The 19,564-nt window shown below is 65.4% G+C and carries 20 protein-coding genes and 1 pseudogene; 9 read left to right on the top strand and 12 right to left on the bottom strand.

Annotated elements, in window-relative coordinates:
• Nucleotides 1–16: 16 nt before the first annotated feature.
• The 5 genes from ASE82_RS06055 to ASE82_RS06035 all read right to left on the bottom strand — a co-directional run bounded on the left by ASE82_RS06055 (nt 17) and on the right by ASE82_RS06035 (nt 5,261).
• Nucleotides 17–1,441 (bottom strand): hypothetical protein, encoded by a 1,425-nt coding sequence (locus ASE82_RS06055; protein ID WP_056060301.1) that lies wholly within the window; start codon nt 1,439–1,441, stop codon nt 17–19.
• A 430-nt stretch (nt 1,442–1,871) separates the two neighbouring features.
• Nucleotides 1,872–3,266, bottom strand: coding sequence for a dihydrolipoyl dehydrogenase (lpdA, locus tag ASE82_RS06050; protein ID WP_056060298.1), 1,395 nt, complete (start codon nt 3,264–3,266; stop codon nt 1,872–1,874).
• Nucleotides 3,267–3,281: 15 nt separating this feature from the next.
• Nucleotides 3,282–3,623 (bottom strand): acyl-CoA thioesterase, encoded by a 342-nt coding sequence (locus ASE82_RS06045; RefSeq protein ID WP_056061685.1) that lies wholly within the window; start codon nt 3,621–3,623, stop codon nt 3,282–3,284.
• Between the two features lie 44 nt (nt 3,624–3,667).
• Nucleotides 3,668–3,898, bottom strand: coding sequence for a hypothetical protein (locus tag ASE82_RS06040; RefSeq protein ID WP_235524602.1), 231 nt, complete (start codon nt 3,896–3,898; stop codon nt 3,668–3,670).
• A 10-nt stretch (nt 3,899–3,908) separates the two neighbouring features.
• Entirely contained in the window at nt 3,909–5,261 is a 1,353-nt protein-coding gene (locus tag ASE82_RS06035; protein WP_056060292.1) for a pyruvate dehydrogenase complex dihydrolipoamide acetyltransferase, read from the bottom strand.
• A gap of 122 nt (nt 5,262–5,383) precedes the next feature.
• Here ASE82_RS06035 and ASE82_RS06030 point away from each other — a divergent pair, with 122 nt between their 5' ends.
• Nucleotides 5,384–5,839, top strand: coding sequence for a universal stress protein (locus ASE82_RS06030; RefSeq protein WP_056060288.1), 456 nt, complete (start codon nt 5,384–5,386; stop codon nt 5,837–5,839).
• Between the two features lie 12 nt (nt 5,840–5,851).
• Here ASE82_RS06030 and ASE82_RS06025 read toward each other — a convergent pair whose 3' ends face one another.
• A complete protein-coding gene (locus tag ASE82_RS06025) occupies nt 5,852–6,523 on the bottom strand; it encodes a PAS domain-containing protein (RefSeq protein WP_056060284.1) in 672 nt (223 codons plus the stop codon).
• Between the two features lie 168 nt (nt 6,524–6,691).
• Between ASE82_RS06025 and ASE82_RS06020 the strand changes: the two genes are divergently transcribed.
• The gene (locus tag ASE82_RS06020) at nt 6,692–7,981 is read left to right on the top strand and encodes a M20/M25/M40 family metallo-hydrolase (RefSeq protein WP_056060281.1); all 1,290 of its coding nucleotides are present in this window, start codon (nt 6,692–6,694) and stop codon (nt 7,979–7,981) included.
• Nucleotides 7,982–8,008: 27 nt separating this feature from the next.
• On the opposite strand, the gene ASE82_RS06015 is transcribed toward ASE82_RS06020, so the two are convergent.
• A complete protein-coding gene (locus ASE82_RS06015; RefSeq protein ID WP_056060277.1) occupies nt 8,009–10,381 on the bottom strand; it encodes a putative bifunctional diguanylate cyclase/phosphodiesterase in 2,373 nt (790 codons plus the stop codon).
• Nucleotides 10,382–10,539: 158 nt separating this feature from the next.
• A complete protein-coding gene (locus tag ASE82_RS06010) occupies nt 10,540–12,303 on the bottom strand; it encodes a fatty acyl-AMP ligase (protein ID WP_056060275.1) in 1,764 nt (587 codons plus the stop codon).
• 98 nt (nt 12,304–12,401) lie between these two features.
• On the opposite strand from ASE82_RS06010, the gene ASE82_RS06005 reads away from it, so the two are divergent.
• From ASE82_RS06005 to ASE82_RS20325, 5 genes and pseudogenes are all read left to right on the top strand, one after another.
• The gene (locus tag ASE82_RS06005; RefSeq protein ID WP_335337801.1) at nt 12,402–13,097 is read left to right on the top strand and encodes a regulatory protein RecX; all 696 of its coding nucleotides are present in this window, start codon (nt 12,402–12,404) and stop codon (nt 13,095–13,097) included.
• Nucleotides 13,098–13,190: 93 nt separating this feature from the next.
• On the top strand, nt 13,191–13,766 hold the full coding sequence (locus ASE82_RS06000; RefSeq protein ID WP_082441341.1) for a cold-shock protein: 576 nt from the start codon (nt 13,191–13,193) through the stop codon (nt 13,764–13,766).
• Nucleotides 13,766–14,263 (top strand): DUF192 domain-containing protein, encoded by a 498-nt coding sequence (locus ASE82_RS05995; protein ID WP_156348793.1) that lies wholly within the window; start codon nt 13,766–13,768, stop codon nt 14,261–14,263. Before ASE82_RS06000 ends, ASE82_RS05995 begins: the two co-directional genes overlap by 1 nt.
• Before the next feature lie 455 nt (nt 14,264–14,718).
• On the top strand, nt 14,719–15,111 hold the full coding sequence (locus ASE82_RS05990) for an NADH:ubiquinone oxidoreductase subunit NDUFA12 (protein WP_056060269.1): 393 nt from the start codon (nt 14,719–14,721) through the stop codon (nt 15,109–15,111).
• A gap of 2 nt (nt 15,112–15,113) precedes the next feature.
• Nucleotides 15,114–15,542 (top strand): annotated as a pseudogene (locus ASE82_RS20325) (DUF2155 domain-containing protein); the annotation flags it as partial.
• 35 nt (nt 15,543–15,577) lie between these two features.
• Here the strand turns inward: ASE82_RS20325 and aat are convergent.
• The 4 genes from aat to ASE82_RS19325 all read right to left on the bottom strand — a co-directional run bounded on the left by aat (nt 15,578) and on the right by ASE82_RS19325 (nt 17,800).
• Entirely contained in the window at nt 15,578–16,309 is a 732-nt protein-coding gene (gene aat, locus ASE82_RS05985; RefSeq protein WP_056060265.1) for a leucyl/phenylalanyl-tRNA--protein transferase, read from the bottom strand.
• Entirely contained in the window at nt 16,306–17,028 is a 723-nt protein-coding gene (locus ASE82_RS05980; RefSeq protein ID WP_056060262.1) for a ParA family protein, read from the bottom strand. The genes aat and ASE82_RS05980 overlap by 4 nt, the downstream gene beginning before the upstream one ends.
• A 107-nt stretch (nt 17,029–17,135) precedes the next feature.
• Nucleotides 17,136–17,519 (bottom strand): hypothetical protein, encoded by a 384-nt coding sequence (locus tag ASE82_RS05975; protein ID WP_056060259.1) that lies wholly within the window; start codon nt 17,517–17,519, stop codon nt 17,136–17,138.
• Between the two features lie 110 nt (nt 17,520–17,629).
• Nucleotides 17,630–17,800, bottom strand: coding sequence for a hypothetical protein (locus ASE82_RS19325; RefSeq protein ID WP_156348792.1), 171 nt, complete (start codon nt 17,798–17,800; stop codon nt 17,630–17,632).
• A gap of 168 nt (nt 17,801–17,968) precedes the next feature.
• Here ASE82_RS19325 and ASE82_RS05970 point away from each other — a divergent pair, with 168 nt between their 5' ends.
• Nucleotides 17,969–18,937 carry a cysteine synthase A gene (locus ASE82_RS05970; RefSeq protein WP_056060257.1) on the top strand — a complete coding sequence of 323 codons (969 nt, stop codon included), beginning with the start codon at nt 17,969–17,971 and terminating at the stop codon, nt 18,935–18,937.
• Nucleotides 18,938–19,026: 89 nt separating this feature from the next.
• Nucleotides 19,027–19,266: a hypothetical protein gene (locus ASE82_RS05965; RefSeq protein WP_082441338.1), complete on the top strand. Its 240-nt coding sequence runs from the start codon at nt 19,027–19,029 to the stop codon at nt 19,264–19,266.
• The last annotated feature ends 298 nt before the right edge of the window (nt 19,267–19,564 follow it).

The following is a 19,564-nucleotide window of genomic DNA, read 5'->3' as shown; positions in this document are numbered from 1 at the left end:
TGCGGCTTGGCGGGCTTCAGCCGAGCATGCCTGCATAAGTCTGCGGCGGCTGGGGCAGCATGACGCGTGCGGCAGTGCCGCTGGCGACGACTAGAACGAGTACGCTCAGGCCGACCGCGAGTATCCTTCGCGGCGGCGCGCGATCGGCGAGCAGCACGACCGCCACCGCGGTCGAGATCATCGGCCACAGGTGATAGCGCAGGTCGGACGCGATACTCAGGACCGCGAAGCTCGCCTCGAGTGCCAGCGCGGACACGAGCAACGCAGTGGCAAGATCGCGGACCGGATCGCGCGGACGCGACAGGCTGGCGGCAAGCGCGGCGATCGCGAGGACAATCCAGGCCATCGGCCAGCCGAGCGGCGTCTCGACGACGACCGCGGTCAGCGCCTCCCACGCGCGCGCGCCGGCACCGGGATTGGCGAGCCCGAGCGTGTTCGGCTCGGACGCGGCAGGTGGCGCAGCGCTCGGCCAGTGGAACGGGACCAGCCAGCGGTCGGTCGAGTTCAGGTGCGCAAGGCGGTGTCCGGCATAGGCGATCGGATGATGCAGCGCCGCCGATGCCAGCGTGACGTACAGCGTCGCGGTTGGCAGCGCGCGCAGCCGCGCCATCGTCGTCCCGCAATGCGCCTCGTCGCCGAGCGGATCCCAGAAGAACGGTTTCGCACAACCCCGGGCGATCACGGCCGTCGTTTCCGATCGGGTCAGGCCGGTTGTGTCGCTAGCCGGGACGCGCGCAGCTATGCCGGCGAGATCGTAAAGCGCCTGCGTAGCCTCGACGCCGCTAGGTTGCGCGCGGAGCAGACGGTGGTTCACGACAGGTGCGATGCCGAGCACGAGCACCACCGCGATAAGGCCGGTTGCAAGCTTTGCTACAGGGTGAATTGGGCGCGGGGCGAGAGTGATGAGCAGGGGGACAACGATGAAGACGGCGTTCGCGCGGATCAGCACGGCGTAGGCCAGCAGCAGCGCGACTGGAACCAACATCGCGCCGGGCAGCGGACGGCGCGAAAGCCGCCACCAGCCGATAATCCCGACTGCCGCGAGCAGCGCACCGGCCAGTTGCGCATCCTTGAGAACGACGCCCTGCCAGCCGAGGAAGGGCGGGAGGAGGCCGATCGCGAGGATTGCCACAGCGCTGCGGGAACGCCCGACCCGGCCCAACGCGGCCGCGATCATGCCAAGGCCTAGCCAGTAGGTGCCGAGTTGCAGGACCAGCATCGGCGTCGCGCCGGGGCCGAACGCCGCGAGCAGCGCCCAGACTTGCGCCATCGCCGGCGGATGCCAGTCGTCGTACGCCCCCGACAGGACCTGCCGATATTGCGCGACGGTGTCGTACATCGCCGTGCCCGGCCAGAACAGCGCGAGCGATGCGATGCACAGCCCGGCTGCGGCTATGGCGATGTAGCGCTGTCGGGGGCGAGCGGCAGGTTCGATCGGCATTCGCGGGTCCTGCACGTTGAGGTCTTAGCCGCAAGATCCTTCCAGCCGGACCTGATGGCTGGCGCGACCTTTCGGTGCGTCATGCGCGGCGGTCAAGAGAGATAGGGCCGAAACGGGATGGTTTGCCAGGATCGGTCGGTCGGCTGGATATCGCTGGTACAGGGCTACTAGCATGCCTGCCAACACACCTCGTCATCCTGACGAAAATCAGGATCCAGAGTTACAACGGGCTGCGGGCGGTATCCTGGATCCTGACTTTCGTCAGGGTGACGGAAAAGCGTGGCGTACCAACGTCAAATCCTCCCCCGCCAGGGGGAGGTGGCTGGCGCTTGCCAGACGGAGGGGGAGGTAAGCGACCACGCCAGCTTCGTAACCTCCCCTCCGTCACCTTCGGTGCCACCTCCCCCTGGCGGGGGAGGATTGGCGGTTCTCAGTAGTGGATCGCGCGACCGTACGCCGCCAGCACGCTCTCGTGCATCATCTCGGACAGCGTCGGGTGCGCGAACACCGTCTCCATCAGTTCGGCCTCGGTCGTCTCAAGCTGGCGCGCGACGACATAGCCCTGGATCAGCTCGGTGACTTCCGCGCCGACCATGTGCGCGCCGAGCAGCTCGCCCGTCTTCGCGTCGAACACCGTCTTCACGAAGCCCTCCGCCTCACCCAGCGCGATCGCCTTGCCGTTGCCGATGAAGGGGAACTTGCCGACCTTCAGCTCGTAACCCGCTTCCTTCGCCTTTGCCTCGGTCATGCCCACCGACGCCACTTGCGGGCGCGAATAGGTGCAGCCGGGGATGTTGGCCTTGTCCATCTGATGCGGCGAGCCGCCCGCGATCTTCTCGACCGCGATGATGCCCTCGTGGCTGGCCTTGTGTGCGAGCCACGGCGCGCCGGTGACGTCGCCGATCGCCCAGATGCCGTCGACGTTGGTGCGGCCATAACCGTCGGTCTTGATGTGACCGCGGTCGGTCTCAACGCCCAAAGCCTCCAGCCCGATATTCTCGGTGTTGGGGACGATGCCGATCGCGATGATCGCGTGGCTGAAGGTCTCTTCCGAAACCTTGCCGTCCTTTGCCTTGATCTTCGCCGTGACGCCGTTCGCCGAAGGCGCGAGACCTTCGAGGCCGGTCTGGGTCAGCAGCTTGATGCCCTGCTTCGACAGCGCCTTGTCCATGAACGCGGAGACTTCCTCGTCCTCGACGGGGAGGATCCGCGGGAGCATCTCGACGATCGTCACGTCGGCGCCCATGTCGTTGTAGAAGCTGGCGAACTCGACGCCGATCGCGCCCGAGCCGATGACCAGCAGCTTGGTCGGCATCTCGGTCGGCACCATCGCGTGGCGATAGGTCCAGATCCGCTCGCCGTCAGCCTTCGCAAACGGCAAGTCGCGCGCGCGGGCGCCGGTTGCGACGATGATGTTCTTAGCTTCGAGCTCGACGATCTTGTCGCCCTGCTTGACGCTAAGCTTGCCCTTGGCCGTGACGGTGCCGACGCCTTCGACGACGGTCACCTTGTTCTTCTTCATCAGGCCCTTGACGCCCGCGTTCAGCTGGCCCGCGACTTTCCGCGAGCGGTCGACGATCTTGGCGAGGTCGAAGCCGACATTGTCCGCCTTGAGGCCGTAGCTCTCGGCGTTCTGCATGTAGTGATAGATTTCCGACGTGCGCAGCAGCGCCTTGGTCGGGATGCAGCCCCAGTTGAGGCAGATGCCGCCCAGCCGCTCGCGCTCGACGATCGCGACCTTCAGGCCGAGTTGCGACGCACGGATCGCGGCGACGTAGCCGCCGGGGCCCGAGCCGAGGATGACGAGATCATAGGTATCAGCCACGGTAAGTCCTTCGATTCAGTTGGTTTTTGGCGGCACGGGCCGCGGTTTGCGATCGTCGCCGACCGCCACGAAGATGAAGCGCGCCTGGGTCACCTTGCAGCTTTCGTTGCTATGGCGCGCGCGGCGCCAGGCCTCGACTTCGATCGTCATCGAGGTACGGCCGACCGCGATCAGCTCGGCATAGACCGACACTTCGTCGCCGACGACGACCGGCATGTGGAACTTCATCGCGTCCGCCGCGATCGTGACGGCACGGCCGCCGCTACGCCGCGATGCGACGGAGCCGGCAGCAAGATCCATCTGGCCCATCAGCCAGCCGCCGAAGATGTCGCCATACGGATTGGCGTCGGCGGGCATCGCGGTGACGCGGATCGTCGGCGCTTTGTTGGGGGGCAGGTCGGTCACGCTTCACTCCTGCGGGGCGTTCGGTCGAGACGGCGGGCGCGGCGCAACGGTCCCACGCCCATCAGCACGGTCGCGACCATCGCTGCGGCCCCGCAAGACCAGATCACGTCCTGCCCAAGCGGGTAGGACCATGCCGCCGCCCAGGTCATCGCCACCGCCGCCACGAGCCCGCCGAGGATGTGCAGGATCTCGATGGTGGTGCCCGAAAGCGACCTGAACGCCGACACCAGGCCCATCTCAGGCGAGCATGCCCAGCGGGTTCTCGACGAGGTGCTTGAACGCCTTCATGAACTGCGCGCCGTCGGCACCGTCGATCGCACGGTGATCGAAACTGCCGGTTGCCGACATGACCGTCGCGACCGCCAGTTCGTCACCGATCACGACCGGGCGCTTCTCGCCCGCGCCAACCGCGAGGATCATCGCCTGCGGCGGATTGATGACCGCATCGAACTGCGTGATCCCGAACATGCCCATGTTGCTGATCGAGGCGGTGCCGCCCTGGTATTCCTCGGGCTTCAGCTTGCCGTCGCGCGCACGTCCCGCAAGATCCTTCATCTGCGTCGAGATCGACGACAGCGATGCGGTGTCCGCACCGACGATGATCGGCGTGATCAGCCCCGACGGCGTGCTCACCGCGACCGAGATGTCGGCGCGCTGGAAGGTGATCAGCTGGTCCGGCGTGAACATCACGTTGCAGCTCGGCACCTGCATGAGCGCGACGGCCTGCGCCTTGATCAACAGATCGTTGACCGACAGCTTCACGCCGCGCGATTCGAGGCTCTTGTTCAGCTCGCCGCGCAGCTTGAGCAACGCGTCGAGGCGGACATTCACGGTGAGATATATGTGCGGAACGGTCTGCTTCGACTCGGTCAGGCGACGCGCGATCGTCTTCCGCACGTTGCTGAGCTTGGTCGCCTCGTGCGGGATATCCGGCACGGTCGCAGGCTTCGCGGCAGGGGCCGGAGTATCGGCAGCCGTCGGCGCAGCAGCTTCGGTTTTCGCAGCAGTAGGGGCGGCACCCGGCTTTGCGCTTTCGACGTCGGCCTTGACGATACGACCCTTGGGGCCGGAGCCGGATACGGCACCGAGATCGATACCTTTGTCGGCGGCAAGGCGGCGCGCGAGCGGGCTCGCCTTGACGCGGTCACCGCTGGCGGCAGGCTTGGCCGCACCGGCATCATCGGGACGGCCATGATCTTCGGCCGACGCTTCGGTCCGTTCGACCGGCTTGGCCTTGGTCCCGGTCTTGTTCGGGTCCGTCGGATCGGGCTTGGCTTCCGATTCCTTCGCGGCCGGCTCAGGCGTCTCGCTCTTGGTCGGTGCCGACGAGACCGACGACGCGTCCTCGCCCTCTTCTGCGATGATCGCGATGACGGTGCCAACCTTCACATTGTCGGTACCCTCGGCAACGAGGATCTTGACCACGGTGCCTTCGTCGACGGCTTCGAATTCCATCGTCGCCTTGTCGGTCTCGATCTCGGCCATCAGGTCGCCGGATTTCACGACGTCGCCCTCCTTGATCAACCATTTGGCGAGGGTACCCTCCTCCATGGTCGGGGACAGCGCAGGCATCTTGATCTCGATCGACATGGATTTCCCCAGGGCGTGACGTAACGGCATGCCTACTCGCGCCCTCGTCCGCTCGGGTCAACCCCGACGCACTTGCGTATCGACCCGCCGCGGCCCAATTACCGGCGATAACGGGGGCGAAAATGCGCATTTATCTGGTGGTTATCGACGACAGTCCGGAAGCTGGGATCGCGTTGCGTTTCGCAGCCCGGCGTGCGGTGAAGACCGGCGGCGGGGTCGAGATCCTCACGGTAATCCCGCCGCAGGAGTTCATCGCGTTCGGCGGCGTCCAGGCGACGATCGAGGAAGAAGCGCGCCTGCATGCAGAGGGGTTGGTAGCGGGGGCTGCCGGGACATTGCTCGAAGAGTCCGGCTTGCGTCCGTCTATCACGGTGCGCGAGGGGGAAAGCGCGAAGATCATCCGCGAGATGATCGCGGCAAATCCCGATATTGCGGCGCTGGTGCTGGGCGCCGCCGCGACTGGCGCCCCGGGCGAACTCATCGCGCATTTTGCGGGGACCGATGCGGGTTCGCTGCCGGTGCCAGTCATGATCATTCCCGGATCGCTCACGCGCGAGGCGATCGATCGGCTTAGTTGAGTGAGGCGTACTTCAACTGACAGCCATTGCCGAATGCGTGGCCAGCAGGCGCTCCACGCTGTTGATGCCAGTCTGCGTAAGTTGCAACGCATCGAGATTGCTGTCTGGCGGTTCAATTAGGGACTTCGCCTGGAGCACGCGAATCCAGCGACCGAGCGTCGACCGTGACAGGCGTAGCTGGTCGGCAACCATGTCGACGCTTGCGATTCGGCTCTCGGCTTCTGCGACGTACACGATCAGCAACGTCGTCCACGCATGATCGGCGAAAAGATCGGACCCGAGTACCGCGTCGCGCGCGCGGATAATTCCCAGCAAGTCCTTGGCCCGGCGCCAAAGATGATGCGGCATGGGATCGCCGCTGATTGTGTCGGCGAGCGTAGGAGCGGTGCACAGGGTGCCGATTAGTCTGCCCGGCTTGCCGTTGCCCAGTCGCGAAACCTGGACTTCCATCGTGATGATATCGCCTTCGCCGCCGATGTAACGTTTCCGGATTCGGGCTGAATTGCCATTGGGTTGCAATGCCGCAACGTGGCTCAGGTTACGCGCGACGTCGTCGGGGTGCGTTATCGATAGGTAGGAAAGGCCCACAAGCTGTTTCTGCGTGCGTTGCAGCACCGCCGCGACCGGTTCGTCTATCGCGAGGATAACGCCGTCGCCGTCCGAAACAGAATGGCCAATGATCATCTTAGGTCCTCGCACTCTCGATCATGTAATAGCGGTTGGCTTAAAAAGTCTCAAACATTTGATCGGTTCATTTTGGATAACATCTTGTCGGCACACAAAATTGCCCGCTGGGAATGATTGTGACGCTACCCTCTTGAGCGCGGCGCGAGATCAGGCCACGATCCGCTCATGCCTATTTTTGCCGTCCCGCTGCTTCTTGCCGCCGCCGCCCCTTATCCTGCTCCGTCTTCGGTTCGCCTGAAGGCGGACGTCACTGCGATGGTCGGTTTCGGTACGCGTCACACCGCGTCGATCACGACCGATCCGAAACGCGGTATCGGTGCCGCTCGGAACTGGGCCGCGAGCCGGTTCCAGGACATCGCCGCGACGTGTGGCGGATGCATCACCGTCGATCGCATCTCGCGCCGCTTTACCGGACCACGCGCACCGACCGGCGTGGTGGTCGAGGATGTGCTCGGTATTCAGAAGGGCCGCGATCCGAATCGCGTCGTGATCGTCGGCGCGCATATCGACAGCCGCGTGACCGACGTGATGAACGTCACCTCCGATGCGCCCGGCGCCAACGACAATGCCTCGGGCGTCGCGCTGGTGCTGGAGGCTGCACGGTTGCTGTCGCAGCGCCAGTTCGACGCGACGATCGTTTACGCGGTGTTCTCCGGGGAGGAGCAGGGCCTGTGGGGCGCCGAATTGCTCGCCGATACCGCGAAGGCGCGCGGCTGGCAGGTCGCGGCGATGCTCAATAACGATATCGTCGGCAACACGGTCGGGCAGGGTGGGGTACGTGTCGCCGACAAGGTCCGGGTGTTCTCCGAAGGCATTCGCGCCTCCGAGGATCTGGTCGCCCAGCAGGGCCGCCGGGCCGAGGGCGGTGAGGATGACGGCCCCAGCCGCGCGCTGGCCAAGGCGATCGACGGTATCGCGCGCGACATTCCCGGCTGCCTCGACGTGATGATCGATCGCCGGCCGGACCGGTTCGGCCGTGGCGGCGATCACGAGCCGTTCCTGAAGCTCGGCTACCCCGCGGTGCGGTTCTCGGTTGCAGCCGAGAACTGGGATCGCCAGCATCAGGACCTGCGCACCGAAAAGGGCGTGGTCTACGGCGACACGATCGAGGGCATGGACTTTCCGTATCTGGCGAAGGTTACGGCGATCAATGTCGCGACGTTGTCGCGGATTGCCAGCGCTCCCGCGGCCCCTGAAGACGTGTCGATCGCCGGGGCATTGTCCCGCGATACGACGGTGAAGTGGACTGCGGTGCCAGGCGCTGCTGGCTACCGCGTGCGGTGGCGTCGCAACGATGCGCAGAGCTGGGCGGAGACACGCGACGTTACCGGGACTGGGACTATCCTGACGCAGGTGCCGGTGGACGACAATTTCGTTGGCGTGTCCGCTTTGTCGGCGACGGGCGCGGAAAGCCTCGTCAGCTTCGCCGGACGCGACCGCCGACCGAGCCGGTAACCGTCCATCGACGCGCGCATCGGTTGCCTAGGCGGCGGCCGATGCTTTCCAGCGACCATGTGCCAGCGCGCGCGCCTGTTCGACGGGCATCGGGCGACCGAAATAGAAACCCTGGACGTTGGTGCAACCGAACGCCTGCGCCATGCGGTGCTCAGCTTCGGTTTCGACGCCCTCCGCCGTTGTGTCGATGTCGAGGCTCCGGGCGAGCGCGATCACCGCGTGGACGATCGCAACCGCTTCGCGCGTCCCGGCGGCGGCATCACGGACGAAGCTCCGGTCGATCTTGATCGACGAAAACCGCGTACGGCTGAGATAGCCGAGCGACGAATGGCCGACGCCGAAATCGTCGAGACTAAGCCGCACGCCCATGTCGAGCAGCCGCTCCAGGACCTTGGTCGCGCCAAGCGCCTCGGTCAGGAACACGCTCTCGGTAACCTCGAGTTCGAGGCGATCCGCGGACAGGCCGGTGTTCGCCAGCGCGGAGGTGACCGTCGTCACGAAATTGGGGTTCTGGAGCTGGTCGGCTGACACGTTGACCGCAACGCGGATGTCGGACGGCCATTTCGCGGCCTCCTCGCACGCCGTCCGCAACGCCCACGCCCCGATCGGTGCGATCAGGCGCGCATCCTCGGCGAGCGGAATGAACTTTTCCGGGGCGATGATGCCGAACCGAGGACTGGTCCAGCGCAACAGTGCCTCGAACGCGACCAGCCTTTCGCCGCGTGCATCGACGACCGGCTGATACTCGAGGTGCATCTCGCCATTCTCAAGCGCCGTGCGCAGCGCCATTTCAAGAATACGTCGCTCCTCGGCCTTCACATGCAGTTCGGGCTCGTAGCTGCGATACACTCCCCGGCCTGCGTCTTTGGCACGGTAAAGCGCGAGATCGGCTGAGCGGACGAGCATTTCCGCCGTGCGTCCGTCGCGCGGGCCAATCGCGATGCCGACGCTGGCACCGATGTACAGCGTATGCGCGTCGATGTCGTAGGGCTGCGAGAGAGTCTCGATGATGCGCCGCGCCAAGTCGTCTATCGCACCGGCATCGGTTGCATCGCGCACGATCACCGCGAATTCGTCGCCGCCGAGGCGCCCGCACAAATTACCGTCCGCCATCAAGCCCTCGAGCCGCTCGGACACGCGTCCCAGCAGGCGATCACCGATCGGGTGGCCGAGCGTATCGTTGACGGCCTTGAACCGATCGAGGTCGAGCATCATGAATGCATACCGGCCGCCCCATCGGTCGGCCTCACCCATCGTCCTGACGAGCGTCTCGTTGATCATCAACCGGTTGGGCAATCCGGTGAGCACGTCGAACCGCGCCATCCGGTTGATCCGGTCTTCCGATGCGCGAAGCTCGGTAATGTCGGAAATGACACCGCGAAATCCGTAAAACTCGCCATCGTCGCCAAATCGCGGAGAGGCGGCAATATCCCACCAACGACCCTGGCCGTCGATCGTCACCGGCAGGCTGACGTCGCGGAAGCTCTCGCGTCGCCGCAGCTTTTCCGCCAGCGTTCGCAACTCGGGTGCGAATTCGCCGCTGTCCCAGCTCGGCCCCGCCAACAACTGGAGCAACGGCATGCCGTCGATGGCACCGGGTTCTAGACCGCACGCGACCGCGAACCGCGGCGACGCGCGGACGATGCGACGCATGGCATCGGTCTCCCACAGCCAGTCCGCCCCGGTATCCTCGAACTCGCGCAGGAGCAGGCTGACGGTCTCGTCGCGCTCGTTCAGCCTGATCTCGTTGGCGCGGATCAGCACGAGCGCGCGGGCGCGACTGATACATCCCGCCATCAGCAAAAGGGTAAAGCCCAGGATCCCGAATGCCGCCGAGGTCGTGCCGGCGATCAGCAGCTGGATGACCATCGCCGCGCCGAGATACCCCAGGAATACCAGCGTCGCGAGCGCCAGCGGTGCCATCGCGAACGCCGCGGCAGTCATCAAGACGGTCAACGTGATCCCGAGCCCGGCGGTCGTGCCCGATGGCGCGTGCGTACAGAACAGGATCGGCACGCACGACCAGCCGAGGCCAAGCGCCAGCCCCTCCCACCCGGTCTTGCGCAGGTCGCGGACGCTCGCCTGGCTTTCACCATTGTGATGGACGGCGAGACGACGAAATCCGACCGAAGCAGCGACTGCGACGAGGAGCGCGGACCATGTAGCGATCTGCCATGCGGGGACGGTATCGCGGACGAGGAACCCGGTAGCCAGCACCGCCGCGATATTCGCAGCCAGCAGGACCAGCGCCATCTTGCGCCCCGCGAACAGCTGTGCGGCGCGGATTCGGCTCCACTCGACATGATCCGCCCCGCCGCCGCGAACCCCCAGCAACGTGGGAATGTCGACGGTCACGCGGCGTGACGGAGAAGGCGGTGCAAGACTCACGGCGTCAGTCATAGATCAGCTTGGTTAGCAGATGGTTCGTATTGCCCGCGGTGAGTGTAATTAAGTTCGGTTTGGGGCCAATGCGCATGATCGCGCAGGCTCCTGCCACAGCTCGATCCATATGTCAGCCGTGGCCGGGCTTTCGCCGCCTGCTCATAGGCAGGACGGTCTCAGGCTGCGATGTCGTACGGCTTGATGTCGCCGCTGAGGTACAGGTTGCGCGCCTTCGCACGGCTGAGCTTGCCCGAAGAGGTGCGCGGCAGGGTGCGCGGCGGGATCAGTTCGATCAGGCAGTTCATGCCCGTCACCGACCGCACGCGCTCGCGGATCTCGTCGCGCAGGCGCAGGCGTTCGGCCTCGTCCGAGCTGCGGCACTGGACCAGTACGGCAGGGGTCTCCTCGCCGCCGGGCGTTGTGATCGCGAACGCGGCGATGTCACCGGCCTTGAATCCGGGGAGCTGTTCCACCGCCCATTCGATGTCCTGCGGCCAGTGGTTCTTGCCGTTGACGATGATCATGTCCTTGGCGCGGCCGACGATGTAGATATAGCCGTCCGACATATAGCCCATGTCACCGGTATCGAGCCAACCATCCGCCATGCACGCCTCGGTCGCCGCGTCGTCGCGGAAATAGCCGACCATTACCGACTTGCCGCTGCACCACACCTTGCCGATCGCCCGATCGGGGAGGGGCGTGCCGTCCTCTTCGCGGATCTCGATTCGCATGTCGCGGACCGGCTTGCCGCAGTTGACGATCGCACGGTAGCGCTGAGGACGGTCCCCACCGCGCGAGCCGCCAGAAAGCTGCGTTTCCTCGACCAGTTCGACGCGGATGCCTTCGCCCGGCGGCATCAGCGAGACTGCGAGCGTCGCCTCGGCGAGACCATAACTCGGCAGGAACGCGCTCGCCTTGAAGCCCGCATCGGCGAACGCGTCGACGAACGACTGCATCACGTCGGGGCGGATCATGTCGGCGCCGTTGCCCGCGACGCGCCAACGCGACAGGTCGAACCGATCGCTCGCCTTGGTCTGCGACGACATGCGGCGCGCGCAGATATCGTAGCCGAAGGTCGGCGAATAGCTAAGCGTCGTGCCGGTGTTGCGGCTGATCAGATCGAGCCAGGCGAGCGGACGGCGCGCGAAATCCTCGGTCTTGAGGTAATCGGTCGAGACCTGGTTGGCGATCGGCGACAGGAAGCAGCCGACCAGGCCCATGTCGTGATACCAGGGCAGCCACGAGACGCAGCGATCTGTGTCGCACACTTCCATGCCGTGGCTGTGCGCGGCGAGGTTGTTGAGCAGCGCGGCATGCGTGATGACGACGCCGTGCGGGAAGCGCGTCGAGCCGCTCGAATATTGCAGATACGCGATGTCGTCGGGTTTCGCCTCGGGCAGCGTCGCCACGGGGGCCTCGCGCGTCGCGAACTCGGACCAGTCGATGCCGACGGTACCCGACAGGCGCGCAGCCTCGCCCGCCATCTGCGCGAGCTCGGGCGGGAAGATCAGCATCTTCGGATCGCAGCTCGCAAGCTGGACGCGGAGCTGTTCGATGTACGAATCGCGCCCGCCGAACGAGGTCGGCAGTGGCAGCGGCACGGGCCATGCGCCGGCATAGACGACGCCGAAGAACAGCGCCGCGAACTCGGGGCCGGTCTCGGCGACCAGTGCGATGCGGTCGGCAGGAGCGACACCGGCGGCGATCAGGCGATTGGCCATCGCACGGGCGTCGGTACGGAGTTGCGAATAGGGGTAAGGCTGCGACAAAGTGCCGCGAGCGTCGTGGAAGTTAAGCCCGCGGTTACCGCTGGCTGCGTAATCGAGCGCTTCGCCCAAGGTACCGAAATTGGCGAAACGGCGCGGCAGGGCGTCTTGGGTCGGCGTCGCAACGAGTGCCGCTACGGTCATGCCGTCCTTGTTAGCCGTGTCGGTCGTCATCGCAGTTCCTGCCTTGGTTCGTCGCGGTGCTTGAACACACCACGCCTATCTTCAGTCTAGCCGTTCAACTTCGGGTGCCAGTGTGGCACAATGATGGCGTGACCGATGATAGCCACAGCGAAAGCAACGCGTTTCCCCCGTCGCTGGATGCCGGCGACCAGGAAAACGGCACGTTCGACGATAGCGGTGGCACGAAGCGGCGCGGCGGCAAGAGCTGGGGCAAAGGCGGCGGAAAGAGCGGCGGCAAGGAGCGATCCCGAGAGCGTCCTGCGCCGAAACCCATCGATGCTGCAGCACTCGAACAGATGGCGCTGCGCTATGTCGAGCGGTTCGCGACCACGCGGGGCCGCCTGACCGATTACCTGATGCGGAAAATCCGCGAGCGGGGCTGGGACGGGGGCACTGGCGCGGCGCTGGCCGAGCCCGGCGAACTGGCGCAGCGGATGGCCGATCTCGGCTATGTCGACGACCGAGCTTTTGCCGAACAGCGCGCTGCTGCGATGCAGCGACGTGGGCTGGGCGCTCGCCGAGTTGCGGGCGCGTTCCGCGAGGCCGGTATCGATGAAGGCGATGCAGAGTCCGTCGCGCCCGCAATCGCCGACCGCGCAGTCGAATCGGCACTCGCCTTCGCACGGCGCAAGCGAATCGGCCCCTACGGCACGGGGGACGGCGACCGGAAACTTCATGAAAAACAGCTCGCGGCGATGCTGCGGGCGGGGCACCGGTTCGATCTCGCACGCAAAATTGTTGCTGCACCGCCGTCCGATACCCCCGAATCGATGGATTTCGACTGAGGGGCGCAACGGATTCATTGCGACTGCGACGAACCGTGCTAGCAAGGCGTTCAGGGGTGTAACAATGCGTAACGACACGCAGCAGGTGCTGACATGCCGGTAGAGGTGGGGCCAGTGGAAGCGGGAACGACGACGCTTGAGGGTGTTGGCGCGGCCGAAACGCGCGCGATCGGCGGCGTTATCAAATGGTTCGACGTCACGCGCGGGTTCGGCTTCGCGGTGGCGGACGACGAGACCGTCGGCGATATCCTCGTTCACTTTTCCGTCCTGCAGGCGCACGGCCGCCGCAGCCTCCCCGAAGGCGCGCGCGTCGAGACGCTGTCGGTCCAGCGCGGCCGCGGGTTCCAGGCGCGCGAGATCCTCTCGATCGATCTGACCAACGCGGTCGAAGAGCAGGTCCGGGCGCCGGTTTCGCCCGATCGGATCGATCCGATCGCGATGATCGACGCGGCGGGACCGTTCGAGGCAGCGTCGGTGAAATGGTTCAACCGGTTGAAGGGCTATGGCTTTCTGGTACGGGGTGCCGATGGCAGCGACATCTTCGTCCACATGGAAACGCTGCGCCGCGCCGGGATCGAGACGGTCGAACCCGACCAGCCGCTCCGCGCGCGCGTGGTCGAAGGGCGTAAAGGGCCGCTTGCCGTCGCGGTCGAAGAGGATCTCGGATGATGTTCGTTACGAAGGCCGTGTTGGCCGGGGTGCTGGCGCTGGGCGTCGGCGCCGGGGGTGTCGCGTACATGAATAGCCGGGGGGACTCGGACGTGGCCGCAGTCGCGACGCTGCCGCTGACGATAAAGAGTGCGAACGGGACGCATGCGTTCAAGGTCGAGAGTGCGAAGACGGAGGCCGAGCAGGCGCGCGGGCTGATGTTCCGCACCGACCTGAAGCCCGATGGCGGGATGCTGTTCTGGCCGTATCCCGCCAAGGGTGGCGAGCCGGTGGTGGCGAACTTCTGGATGAAGAACACGCCGAGCCCGCTCGACATCCTCTATATTCGCGCCGACGGCACGATCGCGCGGATCGCCGAGAATACCGTGCCGTTTTCGGAACAGCCGATCCCGTCGGGCGAGCCGGTGGGGGCGGTGCTGGAACTGATGGGCGGTAGGGCTGCGGAATTGGGAATCGCCGAGGGCGATCTGGTGACGTGGGACAAGGGGGCGAAGTAGGCGCGCGAACCGTTCGACCAATGGCACCACCCCGGCGAAGGCCGGGGCCCAATTGGGAAGGTCGCTGTAACGGCGAACAGCGCTTCGTTAGCGACGTTACCCAATTGGGCCCCGGCCTGCGCCGGGGTGGGATATGTGGCTAGCCGACGTCTCCAGCCACGTGTTTCCCCGCGAAGGCGAGGACCCAGTCTGGGCTCCGGTCTTCGCGGGAGAACAAGGACAACAGTTGTATCCAAGGCGGAACGGACGTCTCAAAGGAGCGCCTCCACGATCCTCCCCCGCCAGGAGGAGGTGGCAGGCGTCAGCCTGACGGAGGGGGAGGTCCGCGACACGTTCGGTTCCGTGTCCTCCCCTCCGTCGCCTTTGGCGCCACTTCCCCCTTGCTGGGGAGGATCAGCAGTCCTCCACCCATCATCAAGGTTGAAGCCCGCCCCCACTCGCGGTAAGCGCCAAACATGGGCTTTCTCGCATCGACTTTCACGTGGTGGAACGGCGCCACCCTCGGCACCAAATTCGGCTTGCGCAGCATGGCGAAGAAGGGGGAGGACGCGCTCGGCAACGTCTATTACGAAGGTGGCAAGGACACCGCCGGCAACCCGCGCCGCTGGGTCATCTACCAGGGTGCGACCGACGCGAGCCGGGTGCCGCCGGCGTGGTTCAGCTGGCTGCATCACCAGGTCGACGACGTGCCCGATCGCGCGCTGCCGCCGATCCGCGCGTGGCAGAAGCCTGCCGTGCCGAACATGACCGGTACCGCGCTCGCCTATCGGCCTGCCGGTGCGCTCGAAAAGGGTGGCCACCGTGCCGCTGCGACGGGCGATTACGAAGCCTGGACGCCCGAAGGGTGATCATGCGCTGGCTCGCCGCGGCCGTGTTGGTCGTGGCGTTGGCGGTGGGTGGCTGGTTCGGATACCGCGCGCTCACCACGCCCGCGACGAAGGTGTCCGCGGTCCAGCAGGACCTGCCGGGCGCTGATGAGCAGGGCAATTCCTCGATCGAGACGATCGATACTGGTGCCGCGGCAATCGCCAATGGCGGCACGCCGATGGCGCAACGCGTCGCGGTGCTCGGCCTGCTCAACAAGCGCAACGGCGAAACCCGCGAAGTGCGGCTAAAACCCGGCCAGGCGACGCGCATGGGCGACGTCGTGCTGCGGTTGCGGGCGTGCGAACAGACAGCGCCTTGGGAGCAGGAGCAACTAACGGGTGCGTTCGTACAGGTGCTGGTGCGCGGCGTCGACACGCATTGGCGGCGGACGTTCTCGGGCTGGCTGTACAAGGAACGCCCCGCGCTGAACGCAGTCCAGCATCCGGTCTACGACGTCTGGACCAAGAGCTGCGCGATGACCTTCCCGGAGACCGGCCCCGATACCGCGCCGCCCGCCGAAGCCTTGCCGGCCAAGCGATCGAGCGCGCGGAAATCGCCGGCTGCCGATGATACTCCGCCGCCGGAGGATGGCTTGAGCGCTCCCTCGAGTGCCGCACCCAGCAACGCGACATAGTCCTTGCGGTCGATCTCAATCGCGCCGAGCGAGGCAAGATGCGAGGTCTGGAACTGGCAGTCGAGCAGCGTGAACCCGCCCGTTCTCAGCCGCGCGACGAGGTGCGCGAGCGCGACCTTTGACGCGTCGGTGGCACGACTGACCATGCTTTCGCCGAAGAACGCGCGCCCGAGTGACAGGCCGTAGAGCCCCCCAACCAGCTTGCCGCCGTCCCAGCATTCGACCGAGTGCGCGAACCCCATCGCGTGCAGCGTCTGGAAGACGCGCTCTATGCCGTCGTTGATCCACGTCTCCGGGCGACCTTCGACGCTCTCGGCGCAGAGCTGCACGACGCGTTCGAACGCGGTGTCGACGGTGACCTGGAACCGGTCCGCGGCGATCGTCTTCCTCAGCGAGCGCGAGAGCTGGAACCCGTCGAGCGGCAGGACCGCGCGGCGGCGTGGCTCGACCCAGTACACGCTTGCAGCATCGCGGCTGTCGGCCATCGGGAACACCCCGACTGAATAGGCGCCAAGCACGAGTTGCGGGTCCAAAACGTCGCTCACGCGGCGAGCCGGTGTTCGATCCGGCGCCAGAGGTCCGCAAACGCCTGCGAGGCAGCGGACTTCGGCGCGAACACGCCGACCGGCGCACGCTTGACCGCCATCGACTCGATGTTGCTCGCCATCGGGATGACCGGCCAGTCGGGGTGGCGGGCCAACGCCTCGGCATGCAGTGCCCGTCGCTTGTCGACCATCACGTGGACGGGCAGCAGCGGCGTGCGGCCGCCCAGATGCTGGACCACCGCGTCGTATGCGCGGGTCGACAGCGGCGAGGGGATGACGGGAATGACGATCAGGTCGGCCGCGCGCATTACCTGGTCCGCGGTCTCGGTCAGCCCCGGCGGACAGTCGAGGATCACGCGGTCATAGGCGGCAAGTTCGGACAGGAGCTTGGCGAGCCGCTTCTTCTTGTCCATCTCGTGGAATAGCTGGTCGAGCCCGCGCAGCGACGCGTCGGCGGCGATCAGGTCGAGATGCGGGTAGGCGGTCGGCCGCGCCTGCTTGGCGACCGCGACGTCCTTCGAGAACATCGCCTGCGCCTGATCGACTTTACCCCCGGCTCCATGGGGTCCGCCGAGCACCCAGGTGGACGCCGCCTGCGGGTCGAGATCCCAGAGCAGCGTCCGGCGCGCCGACAATGTCGCGGCGCACCAAGCCAGGTTCACCGAAAGCGTCGTCTTTCCGACGCCGCCCTTGAGGCTGTAGATCGCAACGGTTGCCATCAGGCTAGCGTGCCGGTCCGCGGCAGTGAGGGCAAGAGTGTGCAGCGCAAAGAAAAACGGCCAGCGGATGATCCGCCGGCCGTTTCGTAATTCCTAAACGTAGAAACTTACGCGTGGCAGATCTGCGCCGACTTGCCGGGCGCGGTCAGCGTGACGCTCGATTCGTCGCCGGTCATCGACCAGCCGCCCTCGGCGGTCTTCGGCGAACCGGCAACGTCCGACTTCAACGTCGTCGCGGGGCCGTCCTTCTTGGTCTTGACCACCGCCTGCTTGTCGCCCTGGAAGAACGTCACGTAGAGCAAGCTGTTGTCTTTGCAGCGCAGCGTCTTCTCGGACTTGATCGCGGGCGGCAGCTCGACCGGCGCGGCGTTGGCGAGCGTGTTCGCCATCGGATCTGGATTGCTATCCAGCACTTCGGGCGTAGCAGGCTTGGAGTTGCAGGCTGCCAGCACGAGCAGCGCGGCGACGGCGGTCATGGGGAGGATTTTCATAGCGGGATCTCGCTTCGCGCATGCAGCATGGAGCGTCAAGGCCTATGGTTTGCGGTACCATCGCCGAGCGGCGAAAAGGGCAGTATGTATGACGGGTAAGATGTCAGAGTTCACTCGTGCAGCGGACGGTCCTGCTTGGCTACGTCATCCTGCGATTGAAGTCGTTCTTCGACCATCGCCAGCGGAGTCGCGATATGCGCGCCGATCAAGGTGTCGCCGACCGCTTCCATCAGATCTGACGCTTCCGACAACAAGGCCAGAGCCTGCCGATACTGTTCCATCATCCCACTCCCGCCAGTTTCAAACTTCCTAACATAGATCATGTATTGGTTGTAATGAACACGACATGAAAAGCATGTCATCCGCGTGGGATGTTCGCGTTGGCGGCGTTTAATCGTGCAAACTTTCGCTCGCTTGCTCTGGGCGGGGCGCCACGCCACATAGCGCGCATGCACACGACACCCGACACGCTCGCCCTGATTGGCAACACGCCACTTGTTCGTCTGAGAGGTCCTAGCGAGGCGACCGGTTGCGATATCTTCGGCAAGTGCGAATATGCCAACCCCGGTGCATCGGTGAAGGATCGCGCGGCGCTGTTCATCGTCGAGGACGCGGAGCAGCGCGGAATGCTGCAGCCCGGCGGCACGATCGTCGAGGGCACGGCGGGCAATACCGGGATCGGTCTCGCGCTGGTCGCCAACGCCAAAGGCTACAAGACGATCATCGTCATGCCCGAGACGCAGAGCCGCGAAAAGATGGACACGTTGCGGGCTCTAGGTGCCGAACTGGTATTGGTCCCCGCTGCGGCATTTTCGTCGCCATGCCATTTCGTCCATACCTCGCGCCGGATCGCCGACGAGACGCCGGGCGCGATCTGGGCAAACCAGTTCGACAACACAGCCAATCGCCGCGCGCATATTGTCGGGACCGCAGAGGAGATCTGGGCACAAATGGACGGGCGGATCGACGGTTTCACCTGCGCTGCGGGCACCGGTGGGACGATCGCCGGGGTTGGGCTGGGACTGAAGGCGAAGGACGAGGCGGTCTGCATCGCGCTCAGTGATCCGCATGGTGCCGCGCTGTATAACTATTACGCGCACGGGGAGCTGAAGTCGGAAGGGTCTTCGGTTGCCGAGGGGATCGGGCAGGGGCGCATCACTGCCAATCTGGAGGGGGCGCCGATCGATACGCAGTTCCGGATTTCGGATCAGGAGGGTTATGCGTGGGTCCGACGGTTACTCGACGAGGAAGGGCTCTGCCTCGGGTTGTCGTCCGGGATCAACGTCGCAGGTGCCGTAGCGCTGGCGAAGCACCTGGGACCCGGCAAGCGGATCGCAACGATCCTGTGCGACACCGGATTCCGCTATCTCTCGACGCTGTACGATCCTGAATGGCGTCAGGCGAAGGGCCTAGCTTGAGCGGTATGGTTCCCGAGAATCGACAGAAGCGCGGTAGTCGGGTATCGAGGTAGGGCAAGATGAAGTTACCTCACGAACCTTCCCAGACCATGCAGCGCATCAAGGTCGGCATGATCGGCCTCGCCGCGGTCGTGCTGCTGATCGGTCTCGCGAGCGCGATCATCGGTTCGACGAATCGCGAGCGGCCGGTCGCGACGGCGGGTGCTGCGCAGGCGGACGTAGTGGCGAACATGGGCGTCTCGAACGTTACCGAAGCCGCCGGAGCGGGCGAGCCGCTCGCGGAAATGGGCGTAGCGCCGAGCGCCAATGCGCAGGCGCCCGCGCAGTAACTGCTGCCTCCTTGATCCCCTCCCTGGAAGGGAGGGGCTGGGGGTGGGTTGGTTTTCCGCATACCTGAACGCGAGTGGCTCGATCGGGCCGACCCACCCCCGACCCCTCCCTTCCAGGGAGGGGAGAGCGTTACCCCTTGGTAACGTCTGGCGTGCGTTGGCTTCGACCATCTGAGGAGCTTCCGCACTTCATCCCCGGATATCCCCAGTAGTCAAAACAGTCGTCAGCACTTTCACATCCAGTCTGCCCGCAAATCCCCCCAGACTGAGCATCGAAATTGCAGTGAAATCCGTTTAA

Origin of the sequence: Sphingomonas sp. Leaf230 (assembly GCF_001421745.1) — a bacterium.
GTDB lineage: Bacteria > Pseudomonadota > Alphaproteobacteria > Sphingomonadales > Sphingomonadaceae > Sphingomonas.
Note: the sequence above shows the minus strand (reverse complement) of the source record. Positions and strands in the feature narration are given on the sequence as shown.